This is a genomic window from Oribacterium sp. NK2B42 (assembly GCF_000424445.1).
Classification (GTDB): Bacteria; Bacillota; Clostridia; order Lachnospirales; family Lachnospiraceae; genus Oribacterium.
In genome coordinates, this window is record NZ_AUJX01000015.1 from 60,573 (window position 1) to 83,617 (window position 23,045).

Sequence of the window (23,045 nt, forward strand, 5' to 3'; positions counted from 1 at the left end):
TATATTTTTTTATGAATAATTATCAATGATCATGCATGGAGACATGAATATGTGCTTTTGATCAAAGGTTAAATTTTACGGCAGTCTCGGCTATAACCTCACGATCAAGGAAATGTGTGCGTACACCCTTTACCTCCTGGTAATCCTCGTGACCTTTTCCGATAACTGCTATCATGTCACCCGGCTCTGCATGAGTCATGGCATATTCAATGGCCTCTCTTCTGTCAGGGATCTCAACGTATTTGCCTCCTGCAGGAACCAATGTTGACTTAATATCATTGATGATGTCCTCCGTTTCTTCAAAACGGGAGTTGTCAGCAGTAAGAATGCTTAAGTCAGCATATTTGGCTGCAGCCTTGCCCATGCCGTAACGTCTGTCCTTTGCACGGTTTCCTCCGCAGCCAAAAAGGACAACAAGTCTTTTTGGAGCATATTCCCTGAGTGTGACCAGAAGGTTTTCCATGGCCATTTCGTTATGAGCATAGTCAACAAGCACCGACATATCTTTGTTTTTGAAAGCTACTTCTGTTCTGCCGTCAACTTTAATCCTGCTTAGAGCATGGAGCATAGAGGTCTTTTCTATTCCTGCCAGAGTAAGGCAGGAAATGGCGGCCATAGCATTGGAAACGTTGTATTTTCCGGGCATGTCGAGGCGTACAGAAAGATCTGTGTGGCCCTGAACCTGGAACTCAACACCGACAAATTCATGGTCATTTATCGGTTTTATACCATCTGCTGTGAAATCAGCCGGTTTTTCCAGAGAATAAGTGTAAATCTTGCAAGGGGCATTTTCTATAAACTCAGCTGCGTAATCTGCATCAAGGTTTACGATTCCTGTTTTGGACTGCTTAAATATACAGCTCTTGAAAAATTTATATTCTTCGAAATCCGCATGTTCATTAGGTCCGATGTGATCGGGCTCAATGTTTGTGAATATGCCGAAATCAAAGGTGATGGCATCCACTCTGTGAAGCTTGAAGGCCTGTGAAGAAGCCTCCATAACCACATAACTGCATCCTTCATCCACCATATCCCTGAAATAATGCTGGAGGTCATAGGACTCGGGAGTAGTGTTTTTTGTAGGTATATGTTTCCCGCAATACTCTACGCCTGTTGTACCGATGCATCCGGCCTTAATACCGGCTGACTCCAGGATCTGATGTATCATATGTGCTGTTGTGGTTTTTCCCTTGGTGCCGGTGATGGCGATAACCGTGAGCTCCTCTGCAGGATGGCCGAAGCGTGCTGCACTGAGTTTTGCAAGAGCCACTCTGGAATTCTCTACTTTAACTATAGTGATATCCTTACTGATGGCAGCTTCATCGATACCGGCCGCTGAGAGATCCTCTTCCACTACTATTGCGGTACATCCTTTGGAGATCACATCCGGGATATACTTGTGGGAATCAACATTGGCACCCTTCATGCATACAAAGACTGTATGAGGCGTTGCCTTTCTGGAGTCGAATACAACCTCCTCTACGGGAGACCCGGTCGGGTCTCCCTGTAAGGTATCAAAAGATATATCTGAAAGCCATTCTGATAATTTAGCCATTTAATTCATCTCTTTTCTTAATATAGTAATATAGGGAATACTTATCAAAGCATTCTCCTGACCGGGACGTCAATCCGGCCGCCTCCACTATCCTTTAAATCTCAACAATGAAGATATACCGGAGATTTACACAAGAAGTTTTATGGTCAGATTTTAATCAGAACAATCCGACTATCTTGCCGTCAACCACGTCGATATCAAATGCAGCCGGCTTTTTTGGAAGTCCCGGCATAGTCATGATGTCTCCCGTGAGGCATACTATGAAGCCTGCTCCGGCAGATACGTAAGCTTCTCTCACGGTTATACGGAAGTTTGAAGGTCTGCCAAGCTTCTTTGGATCATCACTGAGACTGTACTGGGTCTTTGCCATACATACAGGTACATTTCCGAAGCCCAGCTCTGTGAGTTTATCCAGAGCTTTCTTTGCTTTAGGCTCGAAATCCACGCCGTCAGCACCATAGATATTGATGGCTACGGAATTGATCTTGTCATAAAGTGATTCTGAAAGCTTCTGTACCGGTGCGAAATTAGATTTCTTAGTCTCAAGAGTCTTTATAACTGCATTGGCGAGCTCTACGCCGCCCTTTCCGCCTTCTCCGTGAACCTTGGAAAGAGCAAAATCAGCGCCCTTGTTACGGCAGAAATCTTCTATGAAGTTAAGCTCTGCCTCTGTATCTGATGCAAACTGATTTATGGCAACAACTACGGGAACGCCATAGGTCTGAAGGTTTTCTATATGCTTTTCCAGGTTGACGATACCTTTTCTTAAGGCATCAAGATTTTCTGCGGAAAGCTCTGCCTTCGGAACGCCGCCGTTATACTTAAGGGCTCTTACGGTTGCTACGAGAACAACGGCATCAGGTTTGAAGCCCGCAATCTGGCACTTGATATCAAAAAATTTCTCGGCACCAAGATCGGCTCCGAAACCGGCTTCTGTAACGGCAATGTCACCGAGCTTAAGTGCAAAACGTGTTGCCTGTACGGAGTTGCAGCCGTGAGCAATATTGGCAAAAGGTCCTCCATGAACGATGGCCATATTGTGCTCAAGGGTCTGTATGATATTTGGCTTTATGGCATCCTTAAGAAGTGCTGCCATAGAGCCTGTGGCATGAAGCATATCGGCGGTCACAGGATTTCCGTCAACATCATAAGCAACTATGATACGTGCGAGACGGGCTTTGAGGTCATCCATGTCATCTGCGAGACAAAGGATAGCCATTATCTCGGATGCAACGGTGATGACAAAATGGTCTTCTCTTACCACTCCGTCAGTTTTTCTTCCCATTCCGATGACAATGTTTCTGAGCTGACGGTCATTCATATCCTCGCAGCGTTTCCAGTTAATGCTCTTAAGGTCGATCCTGAGCTCGTTGCCCTGTTGGATATGATTATCAAGTAATGCGGCGAGAAGATTGTTTGCGCTGGTTATGGCATGGAAATCACCTGTGAAGTGAAGATTGAGATCCTCCATGGGAACAACCTGTGCATATCCGCCGCCGGCAGCTCCGCCCTTTATACCGAAACAGGGTCCGAGTGATGGCTCTCTCAGGGCTACTACTGCTTTTTTGCCAACATAGTTTAACGCATCGGTAAGTCCTATGGATGTTGTGGTCTTTCCTTCTCCAGCAGGTGTTGGATTGATGGCAGTAACCAGAACCAGTTTTCCGTTTGGACGATCCTTTAATTTGTCCCAAAGCTCATTGCTGAGCTTTGCTTTGTACTTTCCGTATTGTTCGAGGTCGTCTGCCTCAATTTGGTATCTGGCAGCGACGTCGGTAATACGTTCCATAACGGCTTCCTGTGCGATTTCGATATCAGACTTCATTTTGTACCTCTTTCTCCCTGGTATAAATCAGACAACAAAAATATCTTCAAAGGAATGTATCCTAAGAATTCAGAGCATTAAATTCATCAAGACTCATAAGAATCTTTCTGGGCTTTGTTCCTTCCTCAGGCCCAACCACATTGGCCTCTGCCAGCTGATCCATGATTCTTGCGGCACGGTTAAAGCCTATGCGGAATTTACGCTGAAGCATACCGATGGATGCTTTCTCGGATTCGATAATGAGCTGGCCGGCTTCGAAGAAAAGATCATCCAGGTCACTCTGGGAACTGCCGGTACCGGCAGCACCGCCTCCTGACTGTACCTGAGCCTGAATGTCTTCGCTGTATTGTATGTCCCCCATGGTCTTTTTGATGAAATCCGTAACTGCCCCGACTTCCTGATCGGAAACAAAGGCACCCTGAACACGAATCGGCTTAGGGATGCCCTGGGGGAAGAAGAGCATATCTCCCTTTCCGAGAAGCTTTTCGGCACCATTCATATCAATGATGGTACGGGAATCGGTTCCTGAAGAAACCGCAAAAGCGATACGGCTCGGAACATTGGCCTTGATAAGACCGGTGATGACATCTACTGTAGGACGCTGGGTAGCGATAACCAGGTGCATTCCGGCAGCACGGGCAAGCTGAGCTATACGGCAGATGGAATCTTCCACCTCCTGGCTGGATACCATCATAAGGTCGGCAAGCTCGTCGATGATGATTACGATCTGAGGCAGCTTTTCGGGTTTCTGGTCCTCGGGAACCTCAGGATCGTTAATGACTCTCTCGATCTTTTCGTTGTATCCCTTAAGATCTCTTGAACCGCTTTCCGCAAACTTCTTATATCGGTCTGTCATCTCGGCCACGGCCCAGTTAAGGGCAGCTGCAGCCTTCTTGGGATCCGTGACTACAGGGATAAGGAGGTGAGGGATTCCGTTGTAAACACTTAACTCAACCACCTTGGGATCAACCATGATCATACGGAGTTCTTCCGGCTTGTATTTAAACAGCAGGGACATAATGAGGGTGTTGATACAAACCGATTTTCCGGAACCTGTGGATCCTGCGATAAGGAGGTGAGGCATCTTTGCTATATCGGTGACAATAGTCTTTCCGGCAATGTCTTTACCAACACCGAAGGCTATCCTTGACTTTGCATCCATGAACTCCTGGCTCCTGAAAACATCTCCCAGATATACCATGGAGCTGTGTTTGTTCGGAACCTCGATTCCCACCGCGGATTTTCCGGGGATGGGAGCTTCTATACGGATATCAACCGCCGCGAGGGCCATCTTGATATCATTGGTAAGAGAAACGATCTTTGAAACCTTTACGCCTATCTCAGGCTGAAGCTCGTAACGGGTAACAGCCGGTCCCACTGAAATATTGGTGATCTTTACATTGATACCGAAGCTCTTTAAAGTCTCCTGAAGAACTACTGCGTTCTGGCGGATTTCTTCCCTTGAGTCGGAGTCCTGTGCACCACCGCTCTTCAGGAGGCTGAGAGGCGGGATGATGTATGGCTTTGGCGGCGTTTTCTTTTTTATCTCCTGTTCCACCTTTGCATTGTCAAGAGCTGTAGGGGTGTTTTCACGTTTTTCTCTTTCGAGCTGGGTTTCTACCTTTTTGGATACAGGTTCAACATCTGCATCAATTATCTGACCGTTTGAGGCAACGATACGTCTGGTTCCCTGTTCCATATCACCTCTTGAAATAGTGGTCTTGCCGTTAGCTGACATGGTGACGCCGTCATCCTCCAGGAATTCCTCCTGAATATCACTTTCCTCTATATAGTCAGAGGATGAAATATCATTTTGGGAGATATCATCTTCGTAAGCGGCTTCTGTTGTATTATCAAGGTCGGAAATCCGGGAAATATCATTTGTATCCCGGGAAAAGGATGAACCTTCATCGTACATCTCATCAGTGACTTCCGTGACTACTATTCCTGTAGAAGGTTCTACGGCACTGTGAGGCTCTCTCACATCATTGAACACGTTGTCTCTGTATGAAGACGTTTCTGATTTTGTGTCCGGAGAAGAAAAAGCTGTCTCCGGGTTTTCCGGCTTTGTGTAACGTTCGAAAGCTGCATCAAGTGCGGCATCTACCGCTGCAAAAGGTTCAGCATAGAGGTCTGGTTCAGAGGTGTGAACAACATCAGGTGAAGCTGCTGTGTTAAGATCGTAAATCTGCTCAGGGGCTGTATCATATGAAGCTAATGCCAAAGGATCTTCACTTCGGGAACCCGTAATGTTCATTGTGTTTACGGTGGATCCGAAATTCATTGCCGGTGAATCATCTGTTCCCGTAAGGGCAAAGTCGATGCGCTTATGAGCAAGTTCGCGCTGCTGCGCTTCCCTGGCAAGACGTCTTTCTTCTCTGTGCATGCGGGCGGAGGCTGCAACATCGTTCCAGTTTTCCCTTGCCCTGTCTCTTGCCTTGATGGCAGCTTGCCCGGACTGTTCTGCAAGCATTCTTGCAAGAGGTTTGCCGGTGATATAAATGAGACAAATGAAACATGCCACAAGAAGGATGAGTATAGCGCCTACTTTTCCTGTAACGGAATAAAGAACCATGGCCAGAGCTCCGCCGATGGCTCCTCCACCGGTGCCGTATACGGCGCCTTCCTTATAAAAATCGGCAAGTCCCATTTGCGCAACTTCTCCAAAGGCAAGCTGCAGAAAAGCCGATATGAATATGAGCATGAAAAGAGCTGTAGTCATTCGGAATGTGGCATATGGATTGTCCAGATTGGACAGCATAAATACAACTACAAAGCTCAGTACTATAGGGAAAATATATCCAACAACACCAAAGAGACCCAGCTGAAGGTCTTTTAAGAAGGCTCCGATAGGTCCACAAAGTCCTAAATTGGATAAAAACAGAAATGCTGATACAGCAAAGGTAATGATGATGGCGACTTCGTCACTCATCATCGGTGCATCATATGTATTCTTCCTGGAACGGCTGCTGGTTGCCGTTCTCTTTTTTGTTTTATTTTTACTGCCTTTTGGTCTACCCATTTTACCCCACCTTAAAATTGCAAAGTATAACTACTACATTATAGACCATCTGAAGAATAAAATCCATCTCCTTAAAACTTATGTTCTTATTTGGTAAGGTATTGTTCCCTTCTAAGCGTTGAAATATGGCAGTTTTTACCTGTAAAAAACATGTTTTGTTTGACTTTAAAAACACTCGGTGATACCCTATGTTTAAAGACATAAAGACTTAAGTCTTAAAATACAGGGGTAATATCATGATCAATGTTGCTATCGTTAGTCCGGATCATTCACTGGAACCTGTGGATAAGGTTATTGCAGAACATGATTTCGGCTGTCAGTTTTTCAAATATATATATAAGAAGCTTACGGATATAGATGAAATATATCAGGACTGTAAAGGGAAATGCGACGTAATCTTTTTCTCCGGAGAGCTTGGTTATCATTATATAAAAACCAAATTTCCGGACATAAGGATTCCCTGTACTTTTACGGCATACGAGCCTATCGATGTTTTAGCAATACTTCTTCAGTTTAAAAATGATCATCCCGGAACAAGATTAAACCGGGTTTATTGCGACTTCCTGACTCCTACCAATAACTATATGGGAGTAAGGCAATATATCAAAAAGGAGGAATGTCCGTATTTCTTCGAAGACGCTCATTATGATTATAAGCATCTGACAGCTTATGCAAAAAAACTATGGGATGAGGGCAGGATTGATTACATACTCTCCCGCTCCATCAATAATCTTAAAAGACTTGATGAGCTTCATATTCCCTATGTTGCGGTTTTTCCGTCGGAGGATATGATAATTAAATCCATCAGGACTGCACTAAAGGAATTAAAGCTTAATCAGTTTGATCAAAAGGACGAGCTCAGCATCCTCATACGTCTGCCTTTTGGTGAGGATATAGACAAGGAGGAACAGGAATACCGAGAGGCTACGTTGTATAAGATGCTTGTGGATTACCGCAAGGAGAATCACATACATTTCAGCATCACTCAGGGGTTTAATCAGTTCGAGATACATGCACAGATGGAGGCAGGGACCTTTGAAGTCGAGAAGCTCCGCCCTGTTCTTCTAAAAATGAAGAAGGAGCTTGGATTTGCTTTCAGAATAGGTGCCGGTGTAAGTTCATCAAAGGAGCGTTCCAGATATTTTTCCGAGCATGCTCTGATGGAGGCCAACAGATATGGCAGAAATGACGCTTTCTTTGTTGGTGAGGAGGGCAAGGTAACGGGACCTTTGAGTTCGGATACCCAGCTTATGTACAATTACTCCAATGAGAAGGCTCTGAATTTCGCTAGGGATAACGGTATAAATGAGACGAATATCCTTAAACTCATCAGCATGTTTGAGCAGGATGAGAAGCAGATCATCAGTTCCCATGAGTTATCTTCTGCTCTTGGAATTACTTCGAGATCTGCGAGCCGTATTTTGGCAAAGCTCCTGGATCTCAATATCATCAGTCTGACTGATAATGGGGAGCAGGACAGGTCCGTAAGACAGGGTAGGCCGACGCACTACTACAACTTTAATGGGCTTGAGTTTAGGAATGCACTTATGTGAAATGGTACGAGAACCTGAGGGGGACGTGCGCCGGCCCACTCGATTGGAAGAACAGACCGGCTGATATGTTCGCATCCGATCACACTGACGTGTGTCGGCTACGTACATATCAGCCGGTCTGTTCTTCCAACTCGCAAGCCTTGGCACCCATCCCCCTCAGGTTCTCTCACGTTTTGGCTTAATATGCTATTAATTGAATCAAGCAATAAAAGAGGTAGCACCGTGCGGTGCTACCCTTTTTAAATAAATGAATTAATCGCCGATTACGTTTCGTATTGCGACCGGGGTGCGGTAGTTCCAGCGGTAGATGCGGATGCCGGAGCGGCGGGAGGATGCATTTACAACCTGACCGTTTCCGATGTACATACCGACGTGGTTAATGGTTCCGCTGCGGTTTGCATAGAATATGAGGTCTCCGGGCTTCATTGAGTCGCTTGAGACTTTTGAGCCGGAGCCCGCCTGGTCACGGGATACTCTCGGAAGGTAGATTCCAAAGTTCTTGAGGACGGACTGAACGAAGCCTGAGCAGTCGCATCCGTGTGTCAGGGAGGTTCCGCCCCATACATATGGATTACCAACAAACTGGCAGGCATAGTTAACTATCTTGTTTCTGAAGGCTGCGGCAGCATTGGCTGCTTCTACTGCAGGGTAATACTCGATGGCTTCCTGGAGTGCATATCTTACGGAGACGTTGTTGTCGCGGGTTGATACGAAGGAACCCTGGGCTGAGTCACTGTCATCACCGTCACCGAGATCAAGCTCTACCCACCCATCCATCTGATTCACTACGTCATAACGCTGTCCGCTGGTAACCTGTGTCCAGGCTTCGGAATCTGTTGATGCCTGGGCTCTTACGTTAAGTGACTGGGTATTGATGAGTGCCATGACGTGAGCATTCTGCACGGCAAGATCCTGGGCTGTCTGACCTGTTGCAAGGAGGTCTGCACGAACATATCCGTCAACAGGACCGGACTTGATATGATACCATCCGTTCTCTTCTCCCAAAATGTTACATCCGCCGTATCCCGGGAATTTTCCGATTATGTTGTCAATGCCTTTTTCTTCAGGTGAGGAACGCACATTGATGTAATCGGAAGCCAGTGAAACACCGAGGTTATCATACATGTTGAGAACCTTCTGTTTGAGATTCAGGGACTTTGCTTCATCAAGACCAAAGCCGAGGGAAACATTTTCAGGGGACGCAGACATATATGCAATGTCAAAGTTATCGATATTGTCCGAGGCTATCATAACCCAGTCTTCATTCACTCTTCCGAGAACCTCGTACTTCTCTCCTTTTGCCGCAGAACCGATGGTGTTTCCGTCTGCTATTTCGGGAGTTGAACGTATACGAAGTTTGTCGGTAACAACGGTGGCTCTTGGCTTGATAAGGCTTCCTGCAAGAGTTATTGCATCATCTCCGGTTACTACATAAGCTGAAGCAACATAACCGTCCATGCCGCCGGATCTTATATGCATCCAGCCTGCGGCATTTTCCGGAGCGGCTTCGACGATATCAACGGCAGAGCCATTGGCAAGCATACCCATGATGTTGGTAAGGTCATTCTGGTCAGGGGCACTGCGGAAATTGATATAGCTGTCGCAGGTTACGATTCCGAGATCTGCATACTGTGCGATTGAATTGTTGATGGCTTCCATCTGGATAGCCTTTGTGAATACCTGAATTTCTGATAGAGTTGACTTTACGGGCTGACTTTCACCGGCAGAGGCGATGTCTTCCACAGCAGTCTCTGATTCTACAGCCATTACGGTATCTTGAGAAAGTGTGGATTTCTGTCCCTTCATTATAAGAGCTATGATAATGGCTATGACCAGTACACATAGAATTCCTGCCGAAACAAAAAGCATTGTATGTTCTCTGTCATAATTCATTTTTGGATTTCCCATATATTGATACTCCTGTGAAAATTGGCATGAGATGTATTATATCATATATATTTTAGCATAATTCTGAAGTTTTGCTGAACATGTATATATGCATTGAGAGTGTAAGTTTGATGTTGGATTTAAATAGCGGGAGTCGTCTGAGAAGCGCCTTCCTATGATAGATAGCTCCACAAAATCTTTCATGCTTCACTGACAGTTATTCTGACACACAGGGCCGGCAGGAATCGTCCCCGGTGGTTCTATATTTAAAAAGGCTGCAGCGTTTTGCTGCAGCCTGAGAGTTTTTGCTATTTTGACAGGAGCATTCTGTCATTTGCAAAGCTTCCGCCGGATAACTCTTCAAACTTATGAAGGAGATCCTCAACGGTAAGTTTTTTCTTTTCTTCACCTGAAATATCAAGGGCAACTCTGCCTTCGTTCATCATAATGAGACGGTTACCGTGGGCTATGGCATCACGCATGTTGTGAGTGACCATAAGAGTTGTAAGGTGATGTTCTTCAACAACCTTGTCGGTTGCGGCAAGTACCTTTGAGGCGGTCTTGGGATCAAGAGCTGCAGTATGCTCGTCCAGGAGCAGAACCTTCGGCTTTTTCATGGTCGCCATAATAAGTGTGAGGGCCTGTCTCTGACCACCGGAAAGCAGTCCAACCTTTGCTGTGAGTCTGTCCTCCAGTCCCAGATCAAGATCCTTAAGGTACTCCTGATACTGCTCTCTTTCTTTTTTGGTAACACCCCAGCGGAGGGTGCGTCTCTGACCTCTTCTTGCTGCAAGGGCCATGTTTTCATCGATCTGCATGTCACCTGCGGTTCCTGTCATAGGGTCCTGAAAAACTCTGCCGAAATAAGGAGCACGCTGGTACTCTGAAAGTCCTGATACATCAACTCCGTCAACAAGTATCATTCCGGAATCCAGAGGCCATACACCGGCAACTGCATTCATGATAGTGGATTTTCCGGCACCGTTACCGCCTATGACTGTACAGAAATCCCCGTCATTAAGGGTGATGCTTACATCAATGAGGGCCTTCTTTTCGTTAATGGTACCGGGATTAAAGGTTTTGTTAATGTTTCTGATTTCCAGCATTATTCTGCCTCCTTACCATTGTTTTTTGATTCGGCCTGAAGCTTTGCGTTTCGCTTGGCCAAACCGGAAAAAGAATTATTACTGCGTTCTTTTAGATAAGGTACTGCAAGGAATGTTGCAACCACGATGGCTGTAAGAAGCTTCATATCGTCAGCAGGGAACTTAAGCCACAGAACGAATACATAAACCATGTAATAGATAATGGCACCGATAACAGTGAAGCTGAGTCTCATGATGAAATTGAGACGTTTTCCTACGAGGGTTTCGGCGAGAACTTCACCGATGATAACTGCTGCAAGTCCGATAACGATGGAACCCTGTCCCATCTTAACATCTGCGAAGCCCTGATACTCTGAAAGGATACCGCCGGAAAGAGCCACGAGACCGTTGCCCAGCATAAGGGCGATGATCTTCATTTTGTTTGTGTCGATACCCTGGGCTCTGGACATGTTGGGATTGATACCGGTTGCACGGATGGAGCTTCCGAGCTCTGTTCCAAGGAACCAGTAGATAACTGCGATTATGCACACGTCAACTACCAGTGTTAATGTCAGGGTCTGTCCGAGATAACGGATATTTGATGTGAAGAACACTCTTACCGAATTGATAGGTACAGCCTGGTTTGCCTTACCCATGATATTGAGGTTTATGGAATACAGTGAAATCTGAGTGAGAATTCCTGCCAGAATATCCGGGATACCGAGTTTTGTGTGAAGGATACCTGTTATGCATCCAGAAAGGATACCGGAGAAAAAGGAAGCTATGAGAACTATCTGAGGATCTACTCCGTTTAATATGAGCATAACAGCAACAGCTCCTCCAAGTGAGAAGGAACCATCGACTGTCATATCCGCAAATTTAAGGACACGGAAGGTGATATAGACACCCAGTGCCATGACACCCCAGATCAGTCCCTGGGCAATACCACCCGGAGCTGCATTCCACAGAGCTACAGGATTAAGTGAAGAAAAATAAGCTTGCATTTAGTGAATCTCCGTTATCTTTAATAATTGATTAATAATGTTTTTAAAGCAGCACGCAGAACTGCGATGCGTCTGATCCATAATGAAAAAGAATTCAGTGCAATATATGTGACAATATTGCACTGATCTTTGTTGATTATAGTTTGATAATGTGTTGTGAAATTATTCTACTGCTGTGTAATCATCAGGAATTGTGATTCCGATGGCATCAGCGTAAGCCTTATTGTATTCCTTTGTTGTAGCTTCAGCGTAAGCGATAGGCATCGTAGAAACATCGGCACCGTTTGAGAGGATATCGATTGCCTGCTTACCTGTTGCACGTCCCAGATCTTCATAGCTGATGGAAAGTGTAGCAAGAGCTCCGGACTTCATCATGTTCTCTTCTCCGCAGATGATAGGGATACCTGCAGGCTGAACGATGTTGTTGATAACAGTCATGTTGGAAGCTGCTGTGTTATCTGTAGGGATATACATTGCATCACAATCTGCAACAGCTGACTGAACTACTGACTGAAGATCGTTGGAATCTGAGAAAGTGAACTCCTTGTATGCAATCCCGTCTTCCTCAAGGTACTTCTCGATCTGAGAAGCCTGGTACTGAGAGTTAGCCTCTGCTGAGCAGTATAAGATGGAAACATTTTTAACTTCAGGAACCAGCTCAAGGATCATGTCCTCCTGCTGATCAAGCGGTGCAAGGTCTGAAGTTCCGGAAATGTTGATGCCTGTACCCTTTGATGCGTCAAAGTTATCCATTGCAAGAGCTGTGCCGTAATCTGTTACAGAGGTTCCGAGAATAGGAATATCCTGAGTAGCATTCATAGCTGACTGAAGTGCAGGTGTTGCATTTGCAAGGATAAGGTCGTATTCGTTGGATACAAATCCATTGATGATGGTTGTACATGTGGCTGAATCACCCTGTGCGTTCTGCTCGTCAATGACTACATTATCGCCGTACTCTTCCTTAAGAACATCGATGAAGCCCTTTGTAGCTGCATCAAGAGCACTGTGCTGAACCAGCTGGCAGATACCAACGGTAAACTTCTTGTCTGATGCTGCGGCATCGGAAGGAGCTGCAGACTCTTCCTTTGCGGCCTCAGTTGCGGTCTCAGTTGCAGCTGCAGTTTCAGTTTTTGCGGCTTCGGTACTTGCTGCAGGTGTTGTAGATGAACCACAAGCTGTAAGTGAAGCTGCCGCAAGAACAGCTGCCATGGAAACTGCTGTTAATTTAGTCATTTTTTTCATAACTTTTTTCTCCCTTTTCCGACAATGATCTGCGCTTATACTTTAGCGCTTTAAATCGTTTTATTTTTTATATTATAGGACATGGAAACAGGTATATCAAGACGGATTTTATGATATTTTTTTCAGGTATTACAATCAGTTATATAAGGGATGAAATAATCTTGAAACGTGAGAGAAACCGAAGCGGTGGGTGCCAAGGCTTGCGAGTTGGAAGAACAAACAGCCTGATATGTACGTAGCCGACACACGTCAGTGTGATCGGATGCGAACATATCAGGCTGTTTGTTCTTCCAATCGAGTGAGCCGGCGACCGCCGCTTCGGTTTCTCGGACCATTTAACTGATTAGAATGCCACAGGCTCCTCGATAGGACCTGTGCGGACAATTTTTTTGAGTTCAAGTACAGGACCTTCTCCGTTGTACTCTTCTCTTTCTTCAATACCTACAGTGGCTGTGATTTTAACCCAGTCTCGTGTATTGAAAGGAGCAAGTACTTTAGGGTCTCCCTTTGTAACGTAGCCGAGGAAAGTCATATCCTGAGCACAGCAGGTCATAGCCATACGACCTGGTACACATTCGTTTGCAGGCATATTCTTTCTCTTCAGCATCATGCCGGTATAAGTGATTTCCTTTCCGATATATCGTTCCGGGTGATCCATGCAGTCCATAAACCAAGTGCCGTAATCCTCCGCCTTAAGGTCGATGGATGAAGCATTGATATCATAAGGAAGATCTTCCGGAAGTGTATCCTGAGGAATCTCACCGTCCTTGTCCTCAAGAACGATGACGGCATTCTGTCCCATAGCTCTGATCTTTCGGCGATAGTCCACAAGCTTTTCGTCGGAAACATTATCACAACGGTTCACGATGGCAAGCTCTGCCGAACGGAGCATCTGTCCGAGAAGGCTCTTCATGTTGTTTAAGTAAAGATCAAAGGTGGAACCGTCAATGATGGTGATTATCTGGTAGATTGCCCAGGATTCCGGAAGTGAAAGCTCGTAAGCCGGCTCTCGTCCCTGCTGCTCTGCAAGAGCTGTTTCCGACATGGGACCGTCCAGAAGGTCATCCTGGTTCCACATTCCGTTCCACTCGATGATGATACGCTCAGGATTATACTTGTCCTGAAGCTTCTTAAGGTTCTCTTCATTGAAATCGGTCTCGTTCTCTATGAGAACCTTTACGGTGTTGTATTTCTCAAGAGTTGCATCGTCAAACTCTGACTCACCCTCCTCGCAAAGCAGAAGAAGTGTTGTGCCCTCTGCCTGGAAGTACTCCTGTCCCATGGTGAATTTCAAAAAGTCGGTTTTACCCGCCTCAAGAAAGCCGTTAATGAGGAATACGGGAATCTGATCGTCTCTTAATTCGTAATTATCACTTGTTGCCATATTGTCTCCATTTCATATGTTTTCTGCTGACAAAAACAGTTTGAATTTTAATCGATTATATCATCATATAATAAATCGACGGTGATGAGAATCACCGTCGTTATATTTTTCGCGATAAGGCCATCATGCGTGCGTTGTGCTTGTACAAAAGAAAAGCACATGTGATGGCCAACGCGGAATCGAGAGGGGCGTATTTTCCTACTCGATTACATTCCGGCAAATGCCTCACGGAGTTCATGCTCGTTGAGATCTGCACCGATAACAACAACCTTTCCTGTATATTCAGGTGAGCCGGTTCTGATCTCGGTCTGCTCCGGAACGAGGTCAAAGTACATCCATTCGCCATCCTTTGTAGGAAGCATTCCCTTACATCTTACAACCTTGCCGTACTTCTCTGAGTGAGCCATCTCCTCAAGGATCTGTGAAAGCTTGTCCTTCTCAAAAGGATATGGGGTCTCTACGCCCCAGGTCTTAAATATTTCATCGGCATCGTGGTCGTGACCGCAGCTGCATCCGTCATGGTGATGATGGTGCTCATGCTCCTCATGGTCGTGATCGTGGTGATGCTCGTGCTCCTCATGGTCATGGTGGCAGCAGCACTCTTCGCCATCCTCGTGATGATGGTGCTCATGTTCGTCTTCATCATGTTGATGGTGTTCATGTTCGTCTTCATCATGGTCATGATGATGTTCATGTTCTTCATGATCGTGGTGATGATGCTCATGTTCATGTTCATCGTGATCATGATGGTGATGATGGTGTGAATGGCTGTGATGGATCTGAACGCCGTTTGGAAGTGTCTCGACCTCATCATGCTCATCTTCGTGCTCATGATCTTCATGCTCGTGAACACGCTCCATTACATCCTGAAGCATCTCCTCTGCAAGATCATACTTCTTTGAGATAATGTTCACCAGCTGCTCACCTGTAAGCTTATCTGCAGGAGTTGTGATAACAGTGGCTCTTTCATTGATTCCCTTTATTATGGAAACAGCCTCACCAACCTTTGCTTGATCAGCGATATCTGTTCTTGAAAGTACAACGGTTCCAGCGTATTCGATCTGGTTGTTGAAGAACTCACCGAAGTTCTTGGAATACATCTTTGCCTTCTTTGCATCCACAACGGTAACTGCTGCATGAAGCTCTACATCAAGGCTTTCTGAAACTGACTTCACCGCGCCGATGATGTCTGAAAGCTTACCTACACCTGAAGGCTCGATGATGATACGGTCAGGCTTATAGGTATTAACAACCTCTGTAAGAGACTGCTCGAAGTTTCCAACCAGTGAGCAGCAGATGCAGCCCTGGTTCATCTCACGGATTTCAATGCCGGAGTCCTTGAGGAAACCGCTGTCGATTCCTATCTCACCGAACTCGTTCTCGATAAGAACTACCTTTTCTGTTTTTAATGCCTCATCCAGAAGTCTCTGGATAAATGTTGTCTTGCCGGCTCCGAGGAAACCGGAAACGATATCTATACTTGTCATGATTACTCCTTCCAGTAAAACAGTTATATATCAAGATGATCGATTAATCCCATTCATAAATCTGTTTTTAGACGTATAAATCTTAAAGCCGACTGGCTCCAAGGGATTAAAATAAATCATCGGGTAAGCTGATCGCGTGTATACAAAATTAGCACTCTTGAATCAGCATTGCTAATTATAGGTTTATGGATTTTTATTGTCAACCGATGAGACTGCCATAAAGAGATTCAAAATGTGAAAATTCTGTAAAATCAGCTTTTTACAATCCTTTTCACATTGCTGTTTCTATATATTCGATGGCCTTTTCCAAATCTTCCGCACTCTTTATAAGCACATCTGCACCTGCTTCTTCGAGCTCCCTTTTATCACGGAAACCGTAAAGACATCCGATGGACTTAATGCCGGCTCTTTTTGCGGTTTCCATATCGGTATTGGTGTCACCGACATAGATGCATGTCTCTTTTTTACAGCCGATGTGGTTTAATGTATCATCCACCACTCCTGTGTCGGGCTTCAAGGGATGGGTTCCGTCGTCACCGGAAATGTAATCGAAATATCCTTCACCGAAAGCATGGTCAAGAACCACTACAGCCTCTGCCATGGGCTTATTTGTAATGCAGGCAACCTTCCAGCCCTTTTTCTTCAATGCATCAAGAGACTCCTTCATTCCCGGATAGGGTTCAGCCTTAAAGATGCAGTTTTCTCTGAAGATCTCCATATAAGCTTCATGAACATCATCGATCTGCTCCATGACCTCGTCAGCCTGCTGGTCAAGGTCAAATGCCTTGTCCTCGTCCTTTTCTTCCCACTTTTCTGCTTCCCTGTAAAGACGATCAGCGGTGGCTTCAACAGAACGCTCAACAAACCTGTGGCTGCCGATGCCCACATACTTTTTTGTCTGCTCGAGGCTTACCGGATCGAAGCCGAAACGCTCCAGAGCCTTATTCATGGTATCCTGAAGGCTGTACAAAGTGTTTACAAGTGTGCCATCGAGATCTAAAAGAATAGCATTGAACTTCTGAGACATAGTAAAGATCCTTTCATCTATATCGTGTGATACTGCGCATACTGCTTTCATCTCTATTGAGTAATAATGCAGATATTGCTTTCATTTACATTGTGTGATGATTCTGATACAGCTTTCGTCAATATTGCGAGATGATGCTGACATTGCCATATCATCACGAGTGTACTTCTTCGACGTTCACATCATAACACTAAATTTATGGTATCTAAAGAGAAAATGAAATCTTCATAAAACATTAATTTCATATCTTGTGGTAATATCTTATAGATTAATCGGCATTATAGAACCGGTTAGATTTACATCTGTGTGTCAGGTATTACGGCTTGATAAACAGCGTTAATGAGGAGGATATATGGCATTTTATTATGCAGTTCAAAAAGGAAAGAAACCCGGAGTTTACAGTAACTGGAATGACTGTAAAGCCCAGGTGACGGGATTTTCCGGAGCAGTATATAAGAAGTTCGCTACAAGGGCTGAGGCGGAAGCATTTGCGGCAGCAGACAATGGATACATCACGGAAGAACCATTCAGTGGCTTGAATAAAGAGGCGGGCAATGGAAATGCTAAGTATTCCGGCGGAGCGAGTTCACAGGAACCACAGTTCCATTCCGTTGACGATATCAAAAGCGAGGATATAATTGCAGAATTTGACGGAGTCGACACGGAAGCCCTCGCCTATGTTGACGGAAGCTACAACATTAAAACAAAAAAATTCGGCTACGGAGGGATACTCATGAGAAGGGACGGAACCTTCGAGACAGTTCAGGGGTCAGGAGCAGATCCTTCCCTCGCTACCATGAGGAATGTTGCCGGGGAGATCCACGGGTCAATGGCTGCCATCAGCACAGCAGGAAAACAGGGGATCAAAAGCATCACAGTCTTCTATGACTACATGGGGATCGAGATGTGGGCTGATAATAAGTGGAAGGCTAACAAAGAAGGCACTATTGAGTACAAAGCCTTTATTGCTGAGATGCGAAACAGCATGCAGATACGATTCCAAAAGGTAGCTGCCCACACCGGCGTCAGATTTAACGAGCTGGTGGACAAGCTGGCGAAGGGGTCGGTTGGGATATTATAGTACAAACCCATCTGAATCATCATTTTATTGATGTTTCAGATGGGCTTTTGAATTTATTCATGAATACTAATCGAAAATCCGGGATAAATAGCCACAGGTATATCTTCTCCAAATGAATAGTCAGCTGTTTCGTTTTCCATGAAATCATAGGTACGTACATTCTGTTTAAGTGGATCAACAATCCAGTACTCGCGAACACCGGACTTCTGGTATTTTATCATTTTGATCATATAGTCCATTTTTCTGCTGGAGGGACTGACTATTTCAATTATAAAGTCAGGGGCTCCGTGGCAGCCTTCATCATCAAGCTTTTTTTTGTCGCAGATTACAGCAATATCCGGCTCTACATAATTATAATCGTCATCATTCAAAAAAACTGCGTATGGAGCATAATATACCTGACAGTTCCCTTTGTTTTTCTGTATATGATTATAAAGCTGGGTTGAAAGACTGATGGAAATACGCTGGTGTTCACCTGATGGTGGTGCCATATCATACATCACACCATCGATCAACTCTGCCCGCTCCCCATCAGGTAGAGCAAAAATATCATCTATAGTATAAGTGGACTGATTATTTAATGCAGGCATAGCTTACCTCCGTGATAAGTATCAACAGCTATTTGAAATCATTATAACTTATTTTTGAGCCAACAGCCATGCCATGATATGCACTGCCTGCTGGAATTTGCCGGCAGAAATCATTTTCTCGATTTCATCGGGAGTATATTTCTTCACATTCAGAAACTCCGTTTCATCCAGTGCCTGATCCGCTACTCTTCTGCAGTTTTTTGCCCGGAAGATATAGGCGTAATTGTCTGCGATGGTTGCATTGGAGGGAACAGTGATGAGATGGCTCCATTCATCGGATTCATATCCGGTTTCCTCAAGCAGTTCCCGTTTTGCAGCCTGAAGTGCATCTTCTGAAGAATCATCTTTGCTGTCTCCGTATTCTTTATTGTCCTTACGCTCAATGCCTCCGGCCGGAAACTCGGTGGTCACTTCCTTTATTCCCTGCCGGAACTGCTTAACACATAGATAATTCCCATCTGTGTCGGAAGCCACGATAACAACATAATTTTTGCGGCTATAGCAGTAGTAAGGTTCAAATATACTTCCGTCCGGGAACCTGTAGGATAATCTTTTGAAATCTATCCACTCATCCTTTACTATATGCTCGCAGCTTATTTCCTCCCAGGCAAGGTAGTCTTCCGGGTTTGTTTTATCTGAAGAGTGGTTTTTGTTTTCATTCATTTGAACATCTATGATCCGGTCATCGGTTATGGTGATCGGAGGTCTCCTTTCTTCCGGGTTCTCTGTCCTAAGTACGTGACCTTCTCATTATAGAGCTTAATCAGAAAATTCTTACGTTCTGAACTTAAAGTGCTGCTCTTCTCCAGTTCACTTTTTATGATGTCTTCTGCCGGTAATTTCGAAAGATCAACCCGGCTTAGGTCTGATACATGCTGAAGGCACTCTGCCTCGGTATGATATAATCCGTTTACCCGAGTATGCTCAGTATCTATGGGAAGTTCATATTCCATGGATTCACTGCTGCCGGAATCATAAATCGGAGCAGGACTAAGTATCTCTAAGGTGTCAGGATTTCTTAGGAAGCCAATGTTTCCCTGATGCCGGTCCCTGTTCGTTATCAGATAATCAACTATGATCTGAGTATCAAGATACTCCCGTGTCAGGGCTTCCCGCAAACCATATTTTGCAGTCGCTTCAACGATTATGCTGTACAGGTCATCCTGCTGTGTTAAGTTGTATTCTTTAAGCAGATCATAAGCTGTGATGAGTTCGAGCTTTTCTGAAGTGAAAGCTTTACAGAAACAGCCTGCAATCTGACCGGAACGGTTGTAAACATACTTGTATCTGCAGAAGTTTTCATAGCCGCTTTTTTCGTAAATATGGTTAGCTATGATCTCACGAATCATTAAAATATCATTGGAGGGAGAGACCTTCTTACAGAGGTATAAGGTCTTTGCATTGTCTGAAACATCACAAAACCAGTATTTTTCCAGCTCCCCTCCAAGGGTGGAATTTGCACCATTTTTATAATGAGCTTTCTCTGAAAGTTTTTCCTGTGTAAGTATATCAAGCTGCTCATATCTATAGAGATTTACTTCTTCCCAATACAAATGTGTATCCCTGTTTCGTATCCAATAGCAGTCATCCAAAGAACAGGCGTGGTTTTCCAACATCCATGAAAGACGGTTATTTACCGATGTACCGTATTTTGACATATTTTTCCGGTTTGCCGGAATGGTACGGTCATTCAACCAGAAATCCAAAAGAGCACAGCCTTCTTCATTCAGTATAAGCTGTTCTCCCAAAGTTTCTTTAACGAATTCTTTAGGATAATGAATCACTCTTTTAAGAGGCAGGGGAAGATGGTCTGAAGTCTTTCTGTTGAATATGGCTGATATCACTTCTGCTTCAAGCTCAAATACACAGACTGGAATATCTTTATGTAAAAGAATATAGATCATAGCTTACTCCCATATGTCTGATGCTGTTTTCAGTAATTCTTTTTGCTCTGGGCCTTTTGAGATTTTCCTGATATCAACTATAAGAGAAACCATTTCATCTTCTATGTCCCTCAGTATGGCCTGTTCAAGCAGCTTTAGTGCATAGCCTGGCGGAGTGCGGTAGGAGCTGCTATCCCTTGACGACTCCCACTGCTTTACTGTCTGTAAAGGAATATGATATTTTTCTGCAAATTTCACCTGTGTTAGCCCGGTCAGGGTACGTAATTCTTTTATGCTGTGCATATCATTCAAGTCCCTTAATAAGTATTCAATGTATACTTAAAATATAACTACTCTTGAAGGATTAAGCAACAGATTTTTTGCAGCTTCAATCCCATTATAAATATCGATCTTTTCAGAAATAAAGCCATACAAACATTAAAAAAGCCTCCGATGTATCGGTTTCGATACCCGGAGGCTTTTATGACCATATGAATGATTCTGTGAGCAATACCCGGAAGCCTTTGATAATCTGAAGATTTCTGTGGGCAATACCCGGTAACTTCCATGTCATTCAGAAGGTTTCCATGGCAATTAAAGAAAAAGCCAAGGAAAATCCAACGCTTCATGTTTGATTACAGTAGTGTGATATTGTGCTTTGCGCATTCATCTATCATCTGCTGAGGCCAGATACTTGCCTGAACCTCGCCAATGTGGGCTCTGTCGAGAAGGAGCATGCAGAGTCGGGACTGTCCGATGCCTCCTCCGATGGTGTAAGGAAGCTCACCGTTAAGGAGCATCCTGTGGTAAGGAAGCTCAGCTCGCTCCTCGCAGCCTGCCTTTTTCAACTGCTCTGCAAGAGACTTCTCATCAACACGGATACCCATGGAGCTTACTTCAAGGGCACAATCAAGTGTGGGATACCAGAAAAGGATGTCTCCGTTGAGAGCCCAGTCATCATAGTCCGGTGCTCTTCCGTCATGAGGTTCGCCGTTTGAAAGCTTATCACCGATTTTACTGATGAATACACAGCCGTGTTCCTTTGTGATGGCATTCTCACGCTCCTTGGCAGTTTTGTCAGGATACATCTTGAGAAGTGTCTCTGAATCGATGAAATAGATGTCATCCGGCAGTTTGTTTACAGCATTTGGATACTTGTACCAAACCTCATGCTCCATGTGCTTTATGATACGGAAGATCATGCGGACAGTGCCCTCGAGAGTTTCCTGTGTGCGATCTTCCTTATTGATAACCATCTCCCAGTCCCACTGGTCAACATAGCAGCTGTGAAGATTGTCGAGCTCCTCGTCGCGGCGGATAGCGTTCATGTTAGTGTAAAGACCTTCACCCGGCTTGAAACCGTAACGCTTGAGAGCCATACGCTTCCACTTAGCAAGTGAATGAACAACCTCTATAGTTTCTTCCGGCCACCATGGAACATCAAAGCTTACCGGACGCTCATAACCATTGAGATTATCATTGAGACCGCTGCTTTTCGGTACGAAAAGTGGTGCTGAAATACGGCTCAGATTCATCTCACGGCCGAATTCTTTCTGGAAAGTATCACGAATGTACTTGATGGCTTCCTGTGTTTCACGGACAGAAAGCCGTGGATCATAGTCCTTAGGAAAAATAAGTCCCATAGTTGCCTCCCTGTTGATATATTCTTTAAAGCACTATATTAGCGCTATCGAAAACGCACTGCAAGTATTTCCACATAAAAAAAGGGAGTGTCAGTTCAGCCGGCTCCGGTCTGTTTGTGTTCCGGCTTGACTGTTATAGCTATTTATGATTTCCTCTCATGGATTTTTGAGATACATACTGCGCAGGAAGCGTCTCCTGTAATGTTAAGGACCGTACGGCCCATGTCGAAGATCCTGTCAACACCTGCCACCAGTGCGATACCCTCAACAGGAAGTCCTACAGACTGAAGAACCATGGCCAGCATGACCATGCCGGCACCCGGTACACCGGCTGTTCCTATGGAAGCAAGTGTAGCTGTAAGCACTATTGTAAGCATCTGTGTCATTGTGAGATCTATGCCGTAGCAGGCTGCAATGAATATGGCACAAACACCCTGATAAATGAAACAGTCTTAATCCCCCAGCTGAGCTGGGGGAGCAATAAAAGCGGAAGCGATAAACGGAGTAACATAAACTAAAACCTCCGGTGTACAATAAGTGCAGGTCTAGCAAACCACACTAATTGAAACGGAGGATTAGGTCCAATGGACAATCAAAGTTTATCACATAGCAAGTATAATTGCACATATCATATCGTGTTCATTCCGAAATACAGACGTAAAGTAATGTATGGAAAACTACAAGCGGAGGTAGGACAGCTATTAGGAAAAGTGTGCAAGATGGAAGGCGTAACAATAATTAAGGCGGCTACAATGACAGATCATGTACATATGTATG

18 protein-coding genes and 1 pseudogene are annotated in these 23,045 nt (G+C 44.7%); 3 read left to right on the forward strand and 16 right to left on the reverse strand.

Features of this window, described 5'->3' with window-relative positions:
- Nucleotides 1-61: 61 nt before the first annotated feature.
- The 3 genes from G625_RS0106790 to G625_RS0106800 form a co-directional block, all read right to left on the reverse strand.
- Entirely contained in the window at nucleotides 62-1,555 is a 1,494-nt protein-coding gene (locus G625_RS0106790) for a UDP-N-acetylmuramoyl-L-alanyl-D-glutamate--2,6-diaminopimelate ligase (protein ID WP_029200519.1), read from the reverse strand.
- Between the two features lie 157 nt (nucleotides 1,556-1,712).
- Complete coding sequence (locus G625_RS0106795) at nucleotides 1,713-3,380, reverse strand: formate--tetrahydrofolate ligase (RefSeq protein ID WP_029200520.1); 1,668 nt, start codon at nucleotides 3,378-3,380, stop codon at nucleotides 1,713-1,715.
- A 61-nt stretch (nucleotides 3,381-3,441) separates the two neighbouring features.
- Nucleotides 3,442-6,402, reverse strand: a complete 2,961-nt coding sequence (locus tag G625_RS0106800; RefSeq protein ID WP_044931895.1) for an FtsK/SpoIIIE family DNA translocase — start codon at nucleotides 6,400-6,402, stop codon at nucleotides 3,442-3,444.
- Between the two features lie 236 nt (nucleotides 6,403-6,638).
- Between G625_RS0106800 and G625_RS0106805 the strand changes: the two genes are divergently transcribed.
- Nucleotides 6,639-7,955, forward strand: coding sequence for a hypothetical protein (locus tag G625_RS0106805; protein WP_029200522.1), 1,317 nt, complete (start codon nucleotides 6,639-6,641; stop codon nucleotides 7,953-7,955).
- A gap of 252 nt (nucleotides 7,956-8,207) precedes the next feature.
- Here G625_RS0106805 and G625_RS0106810 read toward each other — a convergent pair whose 3' ends face one another.
- From G625_RS0106810 to G625_RS0106840, 7 genes are all read right to left on the reverse strand, one after another.
- A complete protein-coding gene (locus G625_RS0106810) occupies nucleotides 8,208-9,863 on the reverse strand; it encodes a C40 family peptidase (RefSeq protein ID WP_029200523.1) in 1,656 nt (551 codons plus the stop codon).
- Between the two features lie 287 nt (nucleotides 9,864-10,150).
- The gene (locus tag G625_RS0106815; RefSeq protein ID WP_029200524.1) at nucleotides 10,151-10,948 is read right to left on the reverse strand and encodes an ABC transporter ATP-binding protein; all 798 of its coding nucleotides are present in this window, start codon (nucleotides 10,946-10,948) and stop codon (nucleotides 10,151-10,153) included.
- Nucleotides 10,948-11,931 (reverse strand): ABC transporter permease, encoded by a 984-nt coding sequence (locus G625_RS0106820; RefSeq protein WP_029200525.1) that lies wholly within the window; start codon nucleotides 11,929-11,931, stop codon nucleotides 10,948-10,950. The genes G625_RS0106815 and G625_RS0106820 overlap by 1 nt, the downstream gene beginning before the upstream one ends.
- Before the next feature lie 162 nt (nucleotides 11,932-12,093).
- A complete protein-coding gene (locus G625_RS0106825) occupies nucleotides 12,094-13,173 on the reverse strand; it encodes an ABC transporter substrate-binding protein (RefSeq protein WP_029200526.1) in 1,080 nt (359 codons plus the stop codon).
- 343 nt (nucleotides 13,174-13,516) lie between these two features.
- The gene (locus G625_RS0106830) at nucleotides 13,517-14,557 is read right to left on the reverse strand and encodes a TIGR03943 family putative permease subunit (RefSeq protein WP_029200527.1); all 1,041 of its coding nucleotides are present in this window, start codon (nucleotides 14,555-14,557) and stop codon (nucleotides 13,517-13,519) included.
- A 206-nt stretch (nucleotides 14,558-14,763) separates the two neighbouring features.
- Nucleotides 14,764-16,044, reverse strand: coding sequence for a GTP-binding protein (locus G625_RS0106835; protein WP_029200528.1), 1,281 nt, complete (start codon nucleotides 16,042-16,044; stop codon nucleotides 14,764-14,766).
- A gap of 271 nt (nucleotides 16,045-16,315) precedes the next feature.
- The gene (locus tag G625_RS0106840; protein WP_044931924.1) at nucleotides 16,316-17,071 is read right to left on the reverse strand and encodes an HAD family hydrolase; all 756 of its coding nucleotides are present in this window, start codon (nucleotides 17,069-17,071) and stop codon (nucleotides 16,316-16,318) included.
- A gap of 352 nt (nucleotides 17,072-17,423) precedes the next feature.
- Between G625_RS0106840 and G625_RS0106845 the strand changes: the two genes are divergently transcribed.
- On the forward strand, nucleotides 17,424-18,152 hold the full coding sequence (locus G625_RS0106845) for a ribonuclease H1 domain-containing protein (protein ID WP_029200530.1): 729 nt from the start codon (nucleotides 17,424-17,426) through the stop codon (nucleotides 18,150-18,152).
- Between the two features lie 53 nt (nucleotides 18,153-18,205).
- Here G625_RS0106845 and G625_RS0106850 read toward each other — a convergent pair whose 3' ends face one another.
- The 6 genes and pseudogenes from G625_RS0106850 to G625_RS0106875 form a co-directional block, all read right to left on the reverse strand.
- Entirely contained in the window at nucleotides 18,206-18,742 is a 537-nt protein-coding gene (locus G625_RS0106850) for a Uma2 family endonuclease (protein ID WP_029200531.1), read from the reverse strand.
- A 48-nt stretch (nucleotides 18,743-18,790) separates the two neighbouring features.
- Nucleotides 18,791-19,405 (reverse strand): NUDIX hydrolase, encoded by a 615-nt coding sequence (locus G625_RS0106855; RefSeq protein ID WP_029200532.1) that lies wholly within the window; start codon nucleotides 19,403-19,405, stop codon nucleotides 18,791-18,793.
- 26 nt (nucleotides 19,406-19,431) lie between these two features.
- Nucleotides 19,432-20,646 (reverse strand): hypothetical protein, encoded by a 1,215-nt coding sequence (locus G625_RS0106860; RefSeq protein WP_029200533.1) that lies wholly within the window; start codon nucleotides 20,644-20,646, stop codon nucleotides 19,432-19,434.
- Nucleotides 20,647-20,649: 3 nt separating this feature from the next.
- Nucleotides 20,650-20,928 carry a helix-turn-helix domain-containing protein gene (locus G625_RS18750; protein WP_044931897.1) on the reverse strand — a complete coding sequence of 93 codons (279 nt, stop codon included), beginning with the start codon at nucleotides 20,926-20,928 and terminating at the stop codon, nucleotides 20,650-20,652.
- A 332-nt stretch (nucleotides 20,929-21,260) separates the two neighbouring features.
- Nucleotides 21,261-22,268, reverse strand: coding sequence for an aspartate--ammonia ligase (gene asnA, locus G625_RS0106870; protein WP_029200534.1), 1,008 nt, complete (start codon nucleotides 22,266-22,268; stop codon nucleotides 21,261-21,263).
- A gap of 143 nt (nucleotides 22,269-22,411) precedes the next feature.
- Nucleotides 22,412-22,711, reverse strand: a pseudogene (locus G625_RS0106875) (dicarboxylate/amino acid:cation symporter); the annotation flags it as partial.
- 141 nt (nucleotides 22,712-22,852) lie between these two features.
- Here G625_RS0106875 and tnpA point away from each other — a divergent pair.
- A partial coding sequence (tnpA, locus tag G625_RS0106880) for an IS200/IS605 family transposase (protein WP_029200536.1) occupies nucleotides 22,853-23,045 on the forward strand: 193 nt, incomplete at its 3' end.

Coding starts and splice junctions, on each gene's coding strand:
- G625_RS0106790 (WP_029200519.1), bottom strand. CDS start 1,555: ATGGCTAAATTATCAGAATGGCTTTCAGATATATCTTTTGATACCTTA.
- G625_RS0106795 (WP_029200520.1), bottom strand. CDS start 3,380: ATGAAGTCTGATATCGAAATCGCACAGGAAGCCGTTATGGAACGTATT.
- G625_RS0106800 (WP_044931895.1), bottom strand. CDS start 6,402: ATGGGTAGACCAAAAGGCAGTAAAAATAAAACAAAAAAGAGAACGGCA.
- G625_RS0106805 (WP_029200522.1), top strand. CDS start 6,639: ATGATCAATGTTGCTATCGTTAGTCCGGATCATTCACTGGAACCTGTG.
- G625_RS0106810 (WP_029200523.1), bottom strand. CDS start 9,863: ATGGGAAATCCAAAAATGAATTATGACAGAGAACATACAATGCTTTTT.
- G625_RS0106815 (WP_029200524.1), bottom strand. CDS start 10,948: ATGCTGGAAATCAGAAACATTAACAAAACCTTTAATCCCGGTACCATT.
- G625_RS0106820 (WP_029200525.1), bottom strand. CDS start 11,931: ATGCAAGCTTATTTTTCTTCACTTAATCCTGTAGCTCTGTGGAATGCA.
- G625_RS0106825 (WP_029200526.1), bottom strand. CDS start 13,173: ATGAAAAAAATGACTAAATTAACAGCAGTTTCCATGGCAGCTGTTCTT.
- G625_RS0106830 (WP_029200527.1), bottom strand. CDS start 14,557: ATGGCAACAAGTGATAATTACGAATTAAGAGACGATCAGATTCCCGTA.
- G625_RS0106835 (WP_029200528.1), bottom strand. CDS start 16,044: ATGACAAGTATAGATATCGTTTCCGGTTTCCTCGGAGCCGGCAAGACA.
- G625_RS0106840 (WP_044931924.1), bottom strand. CDS start 17,071: ATGTCTCAGAAGTTCAATGCTATTCTTTTAGATCTCGATGGCACACTT.
- G625_RS0106845 (WP_029200530.1), top strand. CDS start 17,424: ATGGCATTTTATTATGCAGTTCAAAAAGGAAAGAAACCCGGAGTTTAC.
- G625_RS0106850 (WP_029200531.1), bottom strand. CDS start 18,742: ATGCCTGCATTAAATAATCAGTCCACTTATACTATAGATGATATTTTT.
- G625_RS0106855 (WP_029200532.1), bottom strand. CDS start 19,405: ATGAATGAAAACAAAAACCACTCTTCAGATAAAACAAACCCGGAAGAC.
- G625_RS0106860 (WP_029200533.1), bottom strand. CDS start 20,646: ATGATCTATATTCTTTTACATAAAGATATTCCAGTCTGTGTATTTGAG.
- G625_RS18750 (WP_044931897.1), bottom strand. CDS start 20,928: ATGCACAGCATAAAAGAATTACGTACCCTGACCGGGCTAACACAGGTG.
- asnA (WP_029200534.1), bottom strand. CDS start 22,268: ATGGGACTTATTTTTCCTAAGGACTATGATCCACGGCTTTCTGTCCGT.